Origin of the sequence: Pseudomonas sp. GD03875 (genome assembly GCF_029840585.1) — a bacterium.
GTDB classification, from domain to species: Bacteria; Pseudomonadota; Gammaproteobacteria; order Pseudomonadales; family Pseudomonadaceae; genus Aquipseudomonas; species Aquipseudomonas paralcaligenes.
On the sequence record NZ_JAOCCV010000016.1, the window covers coordinates 79,534 to 92,905 of the forward strand.

The 13,372-nt window shown below is 66.7% G+C and carries 13 protein-coding genes; 2 read left to right on the forward strand and 11 right to left on the reverse strand.

The genetic code is table 11. From position 1 onward, the window contains the following. Positions 1 to 4: 4 nt before the first annotated feature. Genes N5D30_RS15480 through coxB form a run of 4 tightly spaced genes read right to left on the reverse strand, consistent with a single transcriptional unit; the run spans position 5 to position 4,219 of the window. Complete coding sequence (locus tag N5D30_RS15480; protein ID WP_220815322.1) at positions 5 to 892, reverse strand: cytochrome c oxidase subunit 3; 888 nt, start codon at positions 890 to 892, stop codon at positions 5 to 7. A gap of 13 nt (positions 893 to 905) precedes the next feature. Continuing rightward, positions 906 to 1,484, reverse strand: a complete 579-nt coding sequence (locus N5D30_RS15485; protein WP_279909657.1) for a cytochrome c oxidase assembly protein — start codon at positions 1,482 to 1,484, stop codon at positions 906 to 908. 13 nt (positions 1,485 to 1,497) lie between these two features. After that, positions 1,498 to 3,090, reverse strand: a complete 1,593-nt coding sequence (ctaD, locus tag N5D30_RS15490) for a cytochrome c oxidase subunit I (protein ID WP_220815324.1) — start codon at positions 3,088 to 3,090, stop codon at positions 1,498 to 1,500. Positions 3,091 to 3,094: 4 nt separating this feature from the next. Continuing rightward, positions 3,095 to 4,219 carry a cytochrome c oxidase subunit II gene (gene coxB / locus N5D30_RS15495; RefSeq protein WP_220815325.1) on the reverse strand — a complete coding sequence of 375 codons (1,125 nt, stop codon included), beginning with the start codon at positions 4,217 to 4,219 and terminating at the stop codon, positions 3,095 to 3,097. A gap of 374 nt (positions 4,220 to 4,593) precedes the next feature. Here coxB and N5D30_RS15500 point away from each other — a divergent pair, with 374 nt between their 5' ends. Then, positions 4,594 to 5,241: a hypothetical protein gene (locus tag N5D30_RS15500; protein ID WP_220815326.1), complete on the forward strand. Its 648-nt coding sequence runs from the start codon at positions 4,594 to 4,596 to the stop codon at positions 5,239 to 5,241. 78 nt (positions 5,242 to 5,319) lie between these two features. On the opposite strand, the gene N5D30_RS15505 is transcribed toward N5D30_RS15500, so the two are convergent. From N5D30_RS15505 to N5D30_RS15520, 4 genes are all read right to left on the reverse strand, one after another. Beyond that, positions 5,320 to 6,045, reverse strand: coding sequence for a carbonic anhydrase (locus tag N5D30_RS15505; RefSeq protein ID WP_220815327.1), 726 nt, complete (start codon positions 6,043 to 6,045; stop codon positions 5,320 to 5,322). Positions 6,046 to 6,142: 97 nt separating this feature from the next. Continuing rightward, entirely contained in the window at positions 6,143 to 7,204 is a 1,062-nt protein-coding gene (locus N5D30_RS15510) for a PA0069 family radical SAM protein (RefSeq protein WP_220815328.1), read from the reverse strand. A gap of 65 nt (positions 7,205 to 7,269) precedes the next feature. After that, positions 7,270 to 7,776, reverse strand: coding sequence for a hypothetical protein (locus tag N5D30_RS15515; RefSeq protein ID WP_279909658.1), 507 nt, complete (start codon positions 7,774 to 7,776; stop codon positions 7,270 to 7,272). A gap of 54 nt (positions 7,777 to 7,830) precedes the next feature. Beyond that, on the reverse strand, positions 7,831 to 8,826 hold the full coding sequence (locus N5D30_RS15520; protein ID WP_279909659.1) for a bile acid:sodium symporter: 996 nt from the start codon (positions 8,824 to 8,826) through the stop codon (positions 7,831 to 7,833). Positions 8,827 to 8,906: 80 nt separating this feature from the next. Here N5D30_RS15520 and N5D30_RS15525 point away from each other — a divergent pair, with 80 nt between their 5' ends. Beyond that, positions 8,907 to 9,707, forward strand: coding sequence for a helix-turn-helix transcriptional regulator (locus N5D30_RS15525; protein ID WP_279909660.1), 801 nt, complete (start codon positions 8,907 to 8,909; stop codon positions 9,705 to 9,707). A gap of 2 nt (positions 9,708 to 9,709) precedes the next feature. Here the strand turns inward: N5D30_RS15525 and N5D30_RS15530 are convergent, their stop codons facing one another. The 3 genes from N5D30_RS15530 to prlC are packed head-to-tail and all read right to left on the reverse strand — an operon-like array spanning position 9,710 to position 13,263. Next, the gene (locus N5D30_RS15530) at positions 9,710 to 10,909 is read right to left on the reverse strand and encodes an acyltransferase (RefSeq protein ID WP_279909661.1); all 1,200 of its coding nucleotides are present in this window, start codon (positions 10,907 to 10,909) and stop codon (positions 9,710 to 9,712) included. Between the two features lie 48 nt (positions 10,910 to 10,957). After that, positions 10,958 to 11,218 (reverse strand): YheV family putative zinc ribbon protein, encoded by a 261-nt coding sequence (locus N5D30_RS15535; protein ID WP_279909662.1) that lies wholly within the window; start codon positions 11,216 to 11,218, stop codon positions 10,958 to 10,960. Beyond that, entirely contained in the window at positions 11,215 to 13,263 is a 2,049-nt protein-coding gene (gene prlC, locus N5D30_RS15540; RefSeq protein WP_279909663.1) for an oligopeptidase A, read from the reverse strand. Before prlC ends, N5D30_RS15535 begins: the two co-directional genes overlap by 4 nt. Positions 13,264 to 13,372: the final 109 nt, after the last annotated feature.

Below are 13,372 nucleotides of genomic sequence, written 5' to 3' on the forward strand. Positions count from 1 at the left end.
GGCTTCAAAGCACGTAGACGAAGATGAACAGGCCGATCCAGACCACGTCGACGAAGTGCCAGTACCAGCTGGCGGCCTCGAAGCCGAAGTGTTTCTCCGAGTCGAAGTGGCCCTTCATGATGCGCACCAGCATCACCGTCAGGATCAGCGCGCCCATGGTCACGTGCGCACCATGGAAGCCGGTGAGCATGAAGAAGGTCGCGCCGTAGATGCCCGAGCCGAGGGTCAGGCCCAGTTCGGTGTAGGCCTCGTAGTATTCGTAGGCCTGCAGCACGACGAAGACCACGCCGAGCAGCACGGTCAGTGCCAGCCACATCTTCAGCGGGCCGCGCTTGTCCTTCTTCAGGGCGTGGTGGGCGAAGGTGACGGTGAAGCTGGAGGTGATCAGCAGGATGGTGTTGATCAGCGGCAGGTGCCACGGGCTGATCACTTCGGTCGGCCCCGGGAACAGCTTGGGATCGGGGTTGTTCAGCAGCGGCCAGGTGTATTCAAAGTTCGGCCACAGCATGTTGGTGACGCCCTTGTCGCCCTCGCCGCCGAGCCAGGGGCCGGCCCACATGCGGATGTAGAACAGCGCGCCGAAGAAGGCGGCGAAGAACATCACCTCGGAGAAGATGAACCAGCTCATGCCCCAGCGGAACGAGCGGTCCATCTGCGCGCTGTAGAGGCCGCCGCGGCTTTCCTTGACGACGTTGCCGAACCAGCCGAACAACATGTAGGCGAGGATCAGGCCGCCGACGAAGAAGATCAGCGGGCCGTTGGATTCCGCGCGGTCGGCCTTGAGGTCGTTGAACCAGCTGCCGATACCGTAGACGGTGGTGAGCATGCCGATGGTGGCGATGATCGGCCACTTGCTCTGGGCGGGAACGTAGTAGTTCTCGTGACTCGACATTTTCTTGTTCTCCTTATGGAGCCGCCCCGGTAGGGGCTGTCTGGGCAAGAGTCGCCTGCGCGACGGGCGGTTTGCGCGCAGTGATATCGAACAGGGTGTAGGCCAGGGTCAGGTGCTTCACGTCCTTCGGCAGATCCCGGTCGACGATGAAGCGCACCGGCATCTCGATGCGCTCGCCCGGCTGCAGCACCTGCTGGGTGAAACAGAAGCACTCGGTCTTGTGGAAGAAGGCGGCGGCCTTCGACGGCGCCACGCTGGGAATGGCCTGGGCGGTCATCGGACTGCTGGTGGGGTTGTGGGCGATGAACACCATCTCGTTGCTCGAGCCGGCCGACACCGTCAGCTCGTCCGTGGTCGGATGGAATTCCCAGGACATGCCGGCGGCGTTGGTGGCGAGGAACTGCACCCGTACCTGGCGCTGCTCGTCCACCGACTGTTCGCCCTGGTAGGCCCCGGCGGTCTTGCCGTTGATGCCGAAGGCCTGGCACATCACGTCGTAGATCGGCACCAGGGCGAAGCCGAAGGCGAACATGCAGGCCACCACCAGCAGCAGGCGAGTGACCAGGCGACGGTTGTCCAGGGCTTCGCTCACGACCGCGTGCCTCCTACTTCACTTCCGGCGGCGTGCTGAAGGTGTGGTAGGGCGCCGGCGAGGGCACGCTCCACTCCAGCCCGTCGGCGCCGTCCCAGGGCTTGGCCGGGGCGGGTTTGCCGCCGCGGATGCACTTGATGACGATGAACAGGAAGAGGAACTGGGTGGCGCCGAAGGTGAAGGCGCCGATCGACGAGATCATGTTGAAGTCGGCAAACTGCAGGTTGTAGTCCGGAATCCGCCGCGGCATGCCGGCCAGGCCGACGAAGTGCATCGGGAAGAACGCCAGGTTCATGCCGATGAAGCTCATCCAGAAGTGCAGCTTGGCCAGGGTCTCGTCGTACATGTGGCCGGTCCACTTGGGCAGCCAGTAGTAGGCCGAGGCGAAGATGCCGAAGATCGCGCCCGGCACCAGCACGTAGTGGAAGTGCGCCACCACGAAGTAGGTGTCGTGGTACTGGAAGTCCGCCGGGGCGATGGCCAGCATCAGCCCGGAGAAGCCGCCGATGGTGAACAGGATGACGAAGGCGACGGCGAACAGCATCGGCGCCTCGAAGGTCATCGAGCCGCGCCACATGGTGCTCACCCAGTTGAACACCTTCACCCCGGTGGGCACGGCGATCAGCATGGTGGCGTACATGAAGAACAGTTCGCCGGTCAGCGGGATGCCGACGGTGAACATGTGGTGGGCCCAGACGATGAACGAGAGGAAGGCGATGGCGCCGGTGGCGTAGACCATCGAGGTGTAGCCGAACAGCGGCTTGCGGGCGAAGGCGGGGATGATCGAGCTGACGGCGCCGAACGCCGGCAGGATCATGATGTACACCTCGGGGTGGCCGAAGAACCAGAACACGTGCTGGAACAGCACCGGGTCGCCGCCGCCGGCCGCGCTGAAGAAGCTGGTGCCGAAGTGGATGTCCATCAGCATCATGGTCACCACCCCGGCCAGCACCGGCATCACCGCGATCAGCAGGAAGGCGGTGATCAGCCAGGTCCAGACGAACAGCGGCATCTTCATCAGGGTCATGCCGGGGGCGCGCAGGTTGAGGATGGTGGCGATCACGTTGATCGCGCCCATGATCGAGCTGATGCCCATCAGGTGGATGGCGAAGATGAAGAAGGTCACCGATTCCGGCGCGTAGGTAGTCGATAGCGGCGCGTAGAAGGTCCAGCCGAAGTTCGGCCCGCCGCCCTCCATGAACAGGGTCGACACCAGCAGGCCGAAGGCCGCCGGCAGCAGCCAGAAGCTGAAGTTGTTCATCCGCGGCAGGGCCATGTCGGGCGCCCCGACCATCAGCGGGATCATCCAGTTGGCCAGGCCGACGAAGGCCGGCATCACCGCGCCGAACACCATGATCAGGCCGTGCATGGTGGTCATCTGGTTGAAGAACGCCGGCTCGACGATCTGCAGGCCGGGCTGGAACAGCTCGGCGCGGATCACCATGGCCATGGACCCGCCCAGCAGGAACATGGCGAAGCTGAACCACAGGTACATACTGCCGATGTCCTTGTGGTTGGTGGTCAGCACCCAGCGCATCAGCCCCTTGGCCGGGCCGTGGTGATGGTCATGTCCGGCATGACCGTTATGATCGATCACTGCACTCATGTCCTTACTCCTGAGCCTGTTTGAACGCGAGGATGTCCTTCGGCGTAACCATGTCGTTCACGGCGTTGCCCCAGGCGTTGCGCTCGTAGGTGATGATGGCGGCGAGGTCGACTTCCGACAGCTGCTTGCCGAACGCGGCCATGGCGGTGCCCGGCTTGCCCTCGACCACGATGTGGATGTGGTCCTGGACCGGGCCGGTGGCGATCTTCGAGCCCTTCAGCGCCGGGAACATGGGCGGCAGGCCCTCGCCGTTGGCCTGGTGGCAGGAGGCGCAGTTGGTCTGGTAGGCCTTCTCGCCACGGGCCATCAGCTCTTCGCGGGTCCATTCCTTGCTGGTCAGCTCCTTGAGTTTGGCGGCCTCTTCCTTGCGGGTGGCCAGCCACGCGGCGAAGTCTTCCTTGCTCTTGGCCTCGACCACCACGGGCATGAAGCCGTGGTCCTTGCCGCACAGCTCGGTGCACTGGCCACGGTAGATGCCGGGCTCCTCGATGCGCGTCCAGGATTCGTTGATGAAGCCGGGGATGGCGTCCTTCTTCACCGCCAGGGCCGGCACCCACCAGGAGTGGATCACGTCGGCGGCGGTGATCAGGAAGCGCACCTTGGTGCCCACCGGCACCACCAGCGGCTCGTCGACCTCCAGCAGGTAGTGCTCGTCCTTGTTCGCCCGGTTGTAGATTTGGTCGGACGGGGTGGCCAGGTTGCTGAAGAACTCCACGTCCTGGCCCAGGTACTTGTAGTGCCACTTCCACTGGTAGCCGGTGACCTGGATGTCCAGTTCGGACTCGGACGTGTCGTAGATGTCGATCAGGGTCTTGGTGGCGGGCACGGCCATGACCACCAGGATGACGAGGGGCACGATGGTCCAGAGGATTTCCACCGTCGTGCTCTCGTGGAAGTGCGCGGGTTGCTGGCCGGTGGAGCGGCGGTGGATCAGCATCGACCAGAACATCACGCCGAACACCACCACGCCGATCACGACGCAGATCCAGAAGATGATCATGTGCAGATCGAAGACTGAACGGCTGACCTCGGTGACACCCGGCAGCATGTTCACTGCCCACTCGGCGTGCGCCGAGCCAAATGTCAACCACAGCAGGAGGCCCATCCAGACTCGTGGATGTCGCATCATTGCGGGTTCCCCTCGTTGTTCTTGTTATCCCGCCGGCTAAGCCTGCGGCTAAGGGATCGACTGCCGATACTGCTGGCTTATCACTTGTCGAAACCTCTCCGTGCCGAAGCCCGTCCGGTTCCATCAGGTTCACGCCTTGCGAGTTCGAGTATAGACAGGGAGTGCGACATCACAACGCAGCCAGAAAAATAACGCCCGATTTTTGTCCAGGCCGCGCCGGCTGCGGGATGGCGTCCAGCGAAGCGGCACCGGGCGGAGCGATTTATAGCTCCAGCTACTAACCATGAAATAATTATGACAATCCGTTCTTAGTCCCGGCCCGTCGCCAGCTAAGGTGAGTTTTCGTTTCTATCTCATGTCCATCCGGAGCCGTCATGAATACCCCCGCCCTGCGCGAACAGATCCAGCGCGCCCTCTCTCATGAAGCCAGCAGCGGTGACCTGGCCCGCCAGCTCGAAGGCCGCTTCGACCGGCTGCATCCGATCATCCAGTTGCCCGAGCGCGATGCCCGGGGTGTGCTCGAACGCTTCGTCGCCGCCTATGTGGAGCAGGTGCCGGATGTGCTCGATGCGGCCAATGCCGTCGCCCGCGAGGCCGGCATCGAGGCGCAGGTGAAACCGGTGCTGAAGCTGGCCGAACAGTTCTTCCTCAGCCCGCCGAGCATCATGGAAGGCCACCAGGGCCTGGACGCACTGCTGGACGAGGCCTACCTAGCCCATCGCCTGGTCGAGGAGGTGAACGACCGCTACATCGCCCACCTGGGGCAGCCGCTGATCCCGCTGGATACCACCGTCGCCAACGTGATCGCCCACCAGCTGATCGGCGAGCCGTTCGCCAACCAGCTGGACGAAGCGGTGCATCACGCGGTCGAGGAGATGCTGGACGAGCAGGTGTTCCACCAGGATTCGGTGCAGGAATACCGCGCCCGCCTGAGCAACCCGCAGACCGTGGCGGCCTGGCAGAACTGGCCGTGCCTGTCGCGCCAGTTGGGCGTGGAGCTGGGCCTGCCGGTCAGCGCCTGACTTCGCCGCCGCTGGTCCCGGACTGCGTCCGGGCTACCGGCCCACAGTAAAAGGCCCGCATCCGCGGGCCTTTTCGTTTCATTGCGCCTGGTAGCGCGCCTTGGGCGTGGCCATCGGCACCACGTCGCCATCCAGCGGCAGGAAGCGGCCGCTCTCGGCGTCGTAGGCGCGGATCGCGCTGGTCTCGATGTCGTAGACCCAGCCGTGGATGAACAGTTGACCGCTGGCTACCCGCGCCGCCACCGAGGGGTGGGTGCACAGGTGATTGAGCTGGGCCACCACGTTCTCCTCGGTGAGGATGCCCAGGGTGTCATGACCGTCGCAGCCGCAGTTTGCCTCGACCACCCGCAGCGCCACTTCGCTGTGGCGCAGCCAGGCCTTCACCGTCGGCATGCTCTCCAGGGTCTCGGGCGCCAGCACCGCCTTCATCGCGCCGCAGTCGGAGTGGCCGCAGACGATGATGTGCTGCACGCCCAGGGCCAGCACCGCGTACTCGATGGCGGTGGAGACCCCGCCCATCATCTGCCCGTAGGCCGGCACCACGTTGCCGACGTTGCGGGTGACGAACAGGTCGCCCGGCGCGCTCTGGGTGATCAGCTCGGGGACAATGCGCGAGTCGGCGCAGGTGATGAACATGGCGCGCGGGTTCTGCGCGCTGGCGAGTGCCTTGAACAATTCTTCCTGCTGCGGGAAGACTTCGTTGCGGAAGCGCTTGAAGCCTCCGACGATGGCGCCCAGCGCCTCGTCGGCGCTTTCTGGCGCGGTGCGCGCCTGCAGGGGAATGGCGTTGTGCTTGTAGGGCATGGCGTCTCACCTCGTGCTGGACCGTCGCGCTGGCGCGCGCGGCGGATTATCGACCTGGCATGCGGACAGTTGCCAGCTCCGGTGAGTCACATTTCATTTACAGCAGAGCCATCTGCCGGCCCGGCGGGGCGAACTGGCTGCAGTCCAGGTCGAAGCCGTCCCGGTGGTTCAGGCCCAGGCGCTTGCGCGCCAGGGCGAAGCGCTGTGCCAGCAGGTCGGCGAAGGCGCCTTCGCCGCGCATGCGGCTGCCGAAGCGGCCGTCGTAGTTCTTGCCGCCACGCGACTGGCGCACCAGGCTCATCACGTGCTCGGCCCGCTCGGGGAAGTGGCTGCGCAGCCATTCCTCGAACAGCTCGGCGATCTCCAGCGGCAGGCGCAGCAGCACGTAGCCGGCCGAACGGGCGCCGGCGTCGCGGGCCGCTTCGAGGATGCGCTCCATTTCCATGTCGTTGATCATCGGGATGATCGGCGCCACCAGCGCGGTCACCGGTACGCCGGCCTCGTGCAGGCGGCGCATGGCGCGCAGGCGGGCGCCGGGCGAGGCGGTGCGTGGCTCCATGATGCGTTTCAGCTCGTCGTCCAGGCTGGTCAGGCTGAAGGCCACGCTGACCAGCCTGCGGCTGGCCAGCTCCTGCAGCAGGTCGAGGTCGCGCAGGATCAGCGAACTCTTGGTGACGATGTGCAGCGGGTGGCGGAAGCGCAGCAGGATTTCTAGGGCCTGGCGGGTCAGGCGCTGCTCGCGCTCGATCGGCTGGTAGGCGTCGGTATTGATGCCCAGGGCCAGCGGCTGCGGGGTGTAGCCGGGCCTGCTCAGCTCCTCTTCCAGGCGCTCGGCCAGGTTGGTCTTGGCGATCAGCCGGGTCTCGAAGTCGATGCCCGGCGACAGGTCCCAGTAGGCGTGGGTCGGCCGGGCGAAGCAGTAGATGCAGCCGTGCTCGCAGCCGCGGTAGGGGTTCACCGAGCGGTCGAAGCCGACGTCAGGCGACTGGTTGCGGGTGATCACCGTCTTGGCCCGCTCGACGCGCACCTCGGTGGCGCGGCAGGGCGGCGTTTCGTCCTGGAACCAGCCGTCGTCCTCGTTCTCGCTGCGGGTGGGAGCGAAACGGTTGTGCGGGTTGCTGGCGGTGCCGCGGCCACGGGGCGGCAAGGTGACGGACATGGAAAACGCTCCGAATGCTGTATATATGAACAGTATTCGGATTTGCCCCCGTACGCCAGCGGCGGTTACTCCTCTTCGACCGGCGGCGGAGGCGTGAAGGGCCCGATCACGTATTCGCGGCCGTGGCGGCGGCAGTCTTCGAGCGTGCCCTCGGCGCCGCGCTTGGTGACCAGGAAGGTGCTGCCACCGACATCGTCGGCGTCGATCACGCCGGTTTCCAGATCGATGCCTTGGCTCACCACCGACGCCAGGAGGTCTTCGGCCCAGTCCGTACCGCCGTGCCAGCGCAGGATCATCCGCCCCTCGCGCCAGTGCACCGAGACGAATTCGAGGCCGTGGGGCCAGCGATAGCCCAGCAGGCAAAAGTGGTTGGTCCTGGTGTTCGCGCCCTGGTATGCCAGCAGCAGGCGCAGTTCCGCCTCGGGCTGGCGGTAGCGCGCCTCCTCGGCGGGGTCGAAGCGCGCGTTCATGCCAGCGTAGATCGACGGGCCGAAATCTTCGGCGACGGCTGCGCCCAGCGAGGCCGCGAGCAGCATCGCGCCGCCCAGGCCCTGCCATGAATATCCCTTCATCGTCCCTGACTCCTCGATAGCCGCCGGCACGGTAGCGCAGAGGCGCCCGGCGGGCTAGGGGTCGACCCGGCCCATCAGTTCGGCGACCGACTCCGGCCGCCGGGCGTAGCGCTGGGCCAGCACGGCGCAGACCATCAGCTGGATCTGGTGGAACAGCATCAGCGGCAGGATCAGCAGGCCGAGGCTGCTGCCGGCGAACAGCACCTGGGCCATCGGCACGCCGGTGGCGAGGCTCTTCTTCGAGCCGCAGAACAGGATGGTGATGCGGTCTTCCAGATCGAAGCCAAACAGCCGGGCCGCGCCGAGGGAGACGAGCAGCGCCAGGGCCAGCAGCACGCAGCAGGCCACCACCAGGCCGGCCAGGGCCGGCAGCGGCACCTGGTGCCAGAGCCCTTCGACCACCGCGGCGCTGAAGGCCACGTAGACCACCAGCAGGATCGAACCCTGGTCGACGAAGCGCAGCCATTGCCGGTTGCGTTCGACCCAGGTGCCGATCCAGCGCCGCGCGATCTGGCCGGCGACGAACGGGATCAGCAACTGCACGGTGATCTTGCCGATGGCATCGAGGGTCGAGCCGCCGTCGCCGTGCACATCCATCAGCAGCGCCACCAGCAGCGGGGTGAGGAAGATGCCGAACAGGCTGGACGCCGCGGCGCTGCAGATCGCCGCCGGCACGTTGCCGCGCGCCAGCGAGGTGAAGGCGATGGCCGATTGCACTGTGGCGGGCAGGGCGCACAGGTAGAGCATGCCGAGGTACAGCTCGGGGCCGACCAGCGGCGTCAGCAGCGGCCGCAGCGCCAGGCCGAGCAGGGGAAAGGCGACGAAGGTGCAGGCGAACACCAGCAGGTGCAGCCGCCAGTGCCCGGCGCCGGCGATGATCGCCTGGCGCGACAGCTTGGCGCCGTGGAGGAAGAACAGCAGGGCGATGGCCAGGTTGGTGATCCAGTCGAAGGCCAGGGCCACCTGGCCGCGGGCCGGCAGCAGGCTGGCGGCCAGGACCACGGCGAGCAGGGCCTGGGTGAACGGATCGGGAAGAAAGCGGCGCAGCATGGCGGACTCGGCTTGCGATGGCAGGGAGAGTCAACTTATCGTGACCGCAACATTGCCGACTAACGCCAAAGAGCCAGCCAGTGTCGCCGAACGGACAAGACGATGTGGTGCAGCGCGAGGTGCCCGGCCTGCGCAGCCTGCCCCGGCCGCTATACGGGCGGGTCGAGTCGCTGCCCAACCGGGCGCTGACCTTCGTCCACAGCCACCCCTGGGTGCAGCTGTCCTATGCCATCGCCGGGGTGCTGGAAGTGCAGACCGCCAGCGCCCGCTTCCTCGCCCCGCCGCAACGGGCCGTGTGGGTGCCGGCCGGCGTCGAGCACCGGGTGTTCAGCTCGCCCGGCACCGAGATGCGCAGCCTGTATATCGTTTGCGACGTGGTGCCCTGGGGCCCGGAGGATTGCCGGGTGCTGGCGGTCAGCCCGCTGCTGCGCGAGCTGATCGACGGCTTCAGCGCCCTGCCGGCGGAATATGACGAGGCCGGGGCGCCCGGTCGCCTGGCCGCCGTGCTGCTGGATCAGCTGCGCGTCGCGCCGCCGGTCGACCTGTCCCTGCCGTTACCGCGCGACGAACGCCTGCGCGCCGTGTGCGCCGGCCTGGCCGACCCGGACCACCAGCACCTGGGATTGGGTGAGTGGAGCGCGCGCCTGGGCGTGTCCGAGCGGACCCTGAGCCGGCTGTTCCTGCGCGACACCGGCCTGAGCTTCCGCCTGTGGCGCCAGCGGCAGCGCCTGCTCGACGCCCTGGCCCCGCTGGAGCGCGGCGAGCGGGTCACCGACGTGGCCCTGGCCTGCGGCTACGACTCCCTGTCGGCCTTCATCGCCGCCTTCCGCCAGCAGTTCGGCGCGACGCCTGGCGAGTTCTTCCGCAGGCAGGCGCACTGAGGCTATCTCGCCGGTTCGAGGTAATCGGCCGGCAGTGTGGTTTCCGCGTCGGGAGGGGTGCGGGCCAGCCGTCTGCCGTAGCGGCGGCAGGGTGTTTCCACCAGACGGTAGGTCAGTTCCGCGGCGAGGCCGACGACCAGCACGGCGCATAGGGTGAACAGGCCGACCTCCAGCCAATCCCGCAACAGCAGGGGCTCGGGCAAGAGCAGCGCACGGATCGCGCCGTAGAGCGGGAAGTGGGCCAGATAGAGTGCGTAGGAGCGCGAACTCACCCAGTCCAGCACGGGCCCCGGGCCGATACCGGCGTTGCAGGCCGCCAGCCAGACGAGTGCGGCGCTGGTCAGCGCCAGTGCGGCGGCGGTGGAGATGCCGGGGATGGCCTCGGCGCCGAGCGTGGGCAACCAGCCGAGCATCAGGATGAGGGCGAGCGTCAGGGCGCTTCCCAGGCCATATCGGGCCAGCTTGCCAGGCAGCTGGAAGGTGTCTCGGGAATAGAGGCTGAGCATCCCGAGCACCACGCCCCACAGCAGGCCGTCCACCCGGAAGAACCAGCCGGCGCTGAACAAGGGGCGGTCCCAGGGAGCGAGCGTGACTATCAGCAGGAGAACGGCCGGAACCAGAAGTCTTCGGGGGAGCAGTAGCAAGACGATGGGCAGCAGCAGGTAGAACTGCTCTTCGAGCGACAGGCTCCAGTAGTGGCTGACGCCGAGGCCGCTGCCGCAATGCTGGCGCCATGCCTCGCTGGCCCAGCAGCCGGCCGAATGGAGGTTGGCGACCTGGAGCAGGGCGGCCAGGGCGTCGTTGGCCATGCCGGAAGTCGACGGGTACAGCAGCGCCGGGCCGATGAGCAGCGACAGCAGGAGCGGCAGCAGCAGCCAGAGCCACGCCGCCGGCAGCAGGCGAAAGGCCCGCCTGATCCAGAAGGTCCTCAGCTCCGGCCACCAGTTCCGGTCCTGGGCGCGGGCGCGCATGAAGCCTGCCAGGGAGCGGGTGATGAGGAATCCGGAGATGGCGAAGAACAGGTCCACGCCGCTCCACAGGTCGATGTGGCGAGGCAGGCTGGTCGGCCAGATGCGTTCATCGACCGGCAGGTGGGCCAGCAGCACGAAGAGAATCGCGACCGCCCTGAGCGTGTCGATGTGCGAGAAGTGCTTGCCACCCGCGGTGCGGGAGGGGGCCGCGGTGTTCCCGTCTCTGCTCATGTTCACTTCCCTGTGATACGTCGATGCTGGTGCTGGCCGGAAGGACCGTCAGTGTTTCTTCAACTTGGGATTGGGGAAGAACTGCACAGTCTGTCCCTTGTTCGTTGCCGGCTTGGGCGCGGCCTGGTTGACCCGGGTGCCGAGTTCCTTCGGCACCGACTGGCCCTGGGCGTTGAGGGTGTCGGCATAGCCGCAGGCCACGCATTCGCGGTGCGGCGTGCCTTCCTCGTCCCACATCTTGATGGTGTCCATGGCGCTGCACGCCGGGCATACGGCGCCGGCGATGAAGCGCTTTTTCGGCTCGCTCATGCCGCCTCCCGGCTCAGGCCGAGGTGGCGCAGCAGGGCGTCGATGGAGGGCTCGCGGCCGCGGAAGTCGACGAACAGCACCATCGGCTCCTGGGAGCCGCCGCGGGCCAGGATCGCCTCGCGGAAGGCGCGGCCGGTGGCCGGGTTGAGTACGCCTTCCTCCTCGAACCTGGAGAAGGCGTCGGCGGACAGCACTTCCGCCCACTTGTAGCTGTAGTAACCGGCCGCGTAACCGCCGGCGAAGATGTGCGCGAAGCTGTTGGCGAAGCGGTTGAAGGCCGGCGGACGGATCACCGCCACCTCGTCGCGCACGCCCTCCAGCACTTCGAGCACGCTGCGGCCGTCGCCGTGGGTGGCGTGCAATTCGAAGTCGAACAGGCTGAACTCCAGCTGGCGCACCATCATCAGGCCGGACTGGAAGTTCTTCGCCGCCAGCATCTTGTCCAGCAGCGCCTGGGGCAGCGGCTCGCCGGTCTCGTAGTGGCCGGAGATCAGCGCCAGGCCCTCGGGCTCCCAGCACCAGTTCTCCATGAACTGGCTCGGCAGCTCGACCGCATCCCAGGCCACGCCGTTGATGCCGGAGGCGCCGGCGTGCTCGACCCGGGTCAGCAGGTGGTGCAGGCCGTGGCCGAATTCGTGGAACAGGGTGGTGACTTCGTCGTGGGTCAGCAGCGCCGGCTTGCCGCCGACGGCAGGGGTGAAGTTGCACACCAGGTTGGCTACCGGGCTGATCAGTTCACCTTGCGCCGATTTGCGCTTGTCGCGGGCGCCGTCCATCCAGGCGCCGCCGCGCTTGTTGGCGCGGGCGTAGAGGTCGAAGAAGAAGCGGCCGACGTGCTGGCCGTTCTCGCGGATTTCGAACAGGCGAACGTCCGGGTGCCAGGTGTCGAAGTCCTTCAGTTCGGCGATCTCGATGCCGTAGAGCTTCTGCACGATGGTGAACAGGCCGGACAGCACCTTGTCGATCGGGAACCAGGCGCGCACTTCCTCCTGGGAGATGCTGTAGCGCTGCTGGCGCAGCTTCTCGCTGTAGTAGCCGACGTCCCAGCTCTGCAGGTCGCTGACGCCCTGCTCGGCGGCGAAGGCCTTGAGCTCGTCCAGGTCGCGGGCGGCGAAGGGCTTGCTGCGCACGGCCAGGTCGCGCAGGAAGTGCAGCACCTGGTCGGTGCTCTCGGCCATCTTGCTGGCCAGGGACAGCTCGCTGTAGTGGGCGAAGCCGAGCAGGCGGGCCAGTTCCTGGCGCAGGTCGAGGATCTGCTCCATTACCGGGCCGTTGTCGTTCTGCCCGGCGTTCGGGCCCTGGTCGGAGGCGCGGGTGCAGTAGGCGGTGTAGACCTCTTCGCGCAGAGCGCGGTCGTCGGCGTAGGTCATCACCGCGTAGTAGCTGGGGAATTCCAGGGTGATCAGCCAGCCGTCCAGCTCCTTGGCCTGCGCCGCCTGGGCCATCTGCGCCTTGGCCGAGTCGGTGAGGCCGGCCAGGGCCGCCTCATCGGTAATGTGCTTGGTCCAGGCCTGGGTGGCGTCGAGCAGCTGGTTGGAGAAGCGGCTGCCCAGCTCGGAGAGCTTCATCTGGATCTCGCCGTAGCGCTTCTGCTGCTCCGGCGGCAGGTCGATGCCGCTCAGGCGGAAGTCGCGCAGGGCGTGTTCGAGGATGGTCTTCTGCGCCACGTCGAAGCCTGCGGCGGCCGGGCTCTTGGCCAGCGCGTCGTAGGCCTCGAACAGCGGCTTGTTCTGGCCCATCTCGGTCCAGTATTCGGACAGCTTGGGCAGGCAGGCCTCGTAGGCGTTGCGCAGCTCGGCGTTGTTGCATACCGCATTGAGGTGGCTGACCGGGCTCCAGGCACGGCCGAGGCGCGCACCCAGCTCGTCCAGGGCGAGCACCAGACCGTCCCAGTTCGGGCTGCCGGCCTGAGTCTTGAGCAGCTCGGCGATGGCCGCGCGGCTGTCGGCGAGAATCTGGTCGACGGCCGGCTCGACGTGTTCGGGCTTGATCAGCGAGTAGGGTGGCAGGTCGAAGTCCTGCAGGAGGGGGTTGGCTGCGGTCACGGCAAGGCACCTTTGGACGCGGATTCGAAGAGAGGTTATGGGGCCGCGAGCGACCTTTCACAACCGGAATGATCCGAATGTTAATTACAATCCCGGCAAACCGCAGCCT

Coding starts and splice junctions, on each gene's coding strand:
- N5D30_RS15480 (WP_220815322.1), bottom strand. CDS start 892: ATGTCGAGTCACGAGAACTACTACGTTCCCGCCCAGAGCAAGTGGCCG.
- ctaD (WP_220815324.1), bottom strand. CDS start 3,090: ATGAGTGCAGTGATCGATCATAACGGTCATGCCGGACATGACCATCAC.
- coxB (WP_220815325.1), bottom strand. CDS start 4,219: ATGATGCGACATCCACGAGTCTGGATGGGCCTCCTGCTGTGGTTGACA.
- N5D30_RS15500 (WP_220815326.1), top strand. CDS start 4,594: ATGAATACCCCCGCCCTGCGCGAACAGATCCAGCGCGCCCTCTCTCAT.
- N5D30_RS15505 (WP_220815327.1), bottom strand. CDS start 6,045: ATGCCCTACAAGCACAACGCCATTCCCCTGCAGGCGCGCACCGCGCCA.
- N5D30_RS15510 (WP_220815328.1), bottom strand. CDS start 7,204: ATGTCCGTCACCTTGCCGCCCCGTGGCCGCGGCACCGCCAGCAACCCG.
- N5D30_RS15515 (WP_279909658.1), bottom strand. CDS start 7,776: ATGAAGGGATATTCATGGCAGGGCCTGGGCGGCGCGATGCTGCTCGCG.
- N5D30_RS15520 (WP_279909659.1), bottom strand. CDS start 8,826: ATGCTGCGCCGCTTTCTTCCCGATCCGTTCACCCAGGCCCTGCTCGCC.
- N5D30_RS15530 (WP_279909661.1), bottom strand. CDS start 10,909: ATGAGCAGAGACGGGAACACCGCGGCCCCCTCCCGCACCGCGGGTGGC.
- N5D30_RS15535 (WP_279909662.1), bottom strand. CDS start 11,218: ATGAGCGAGCCGAAAAAGCGCTTCATCGCCGGCGCCGTATGCCCGGCG.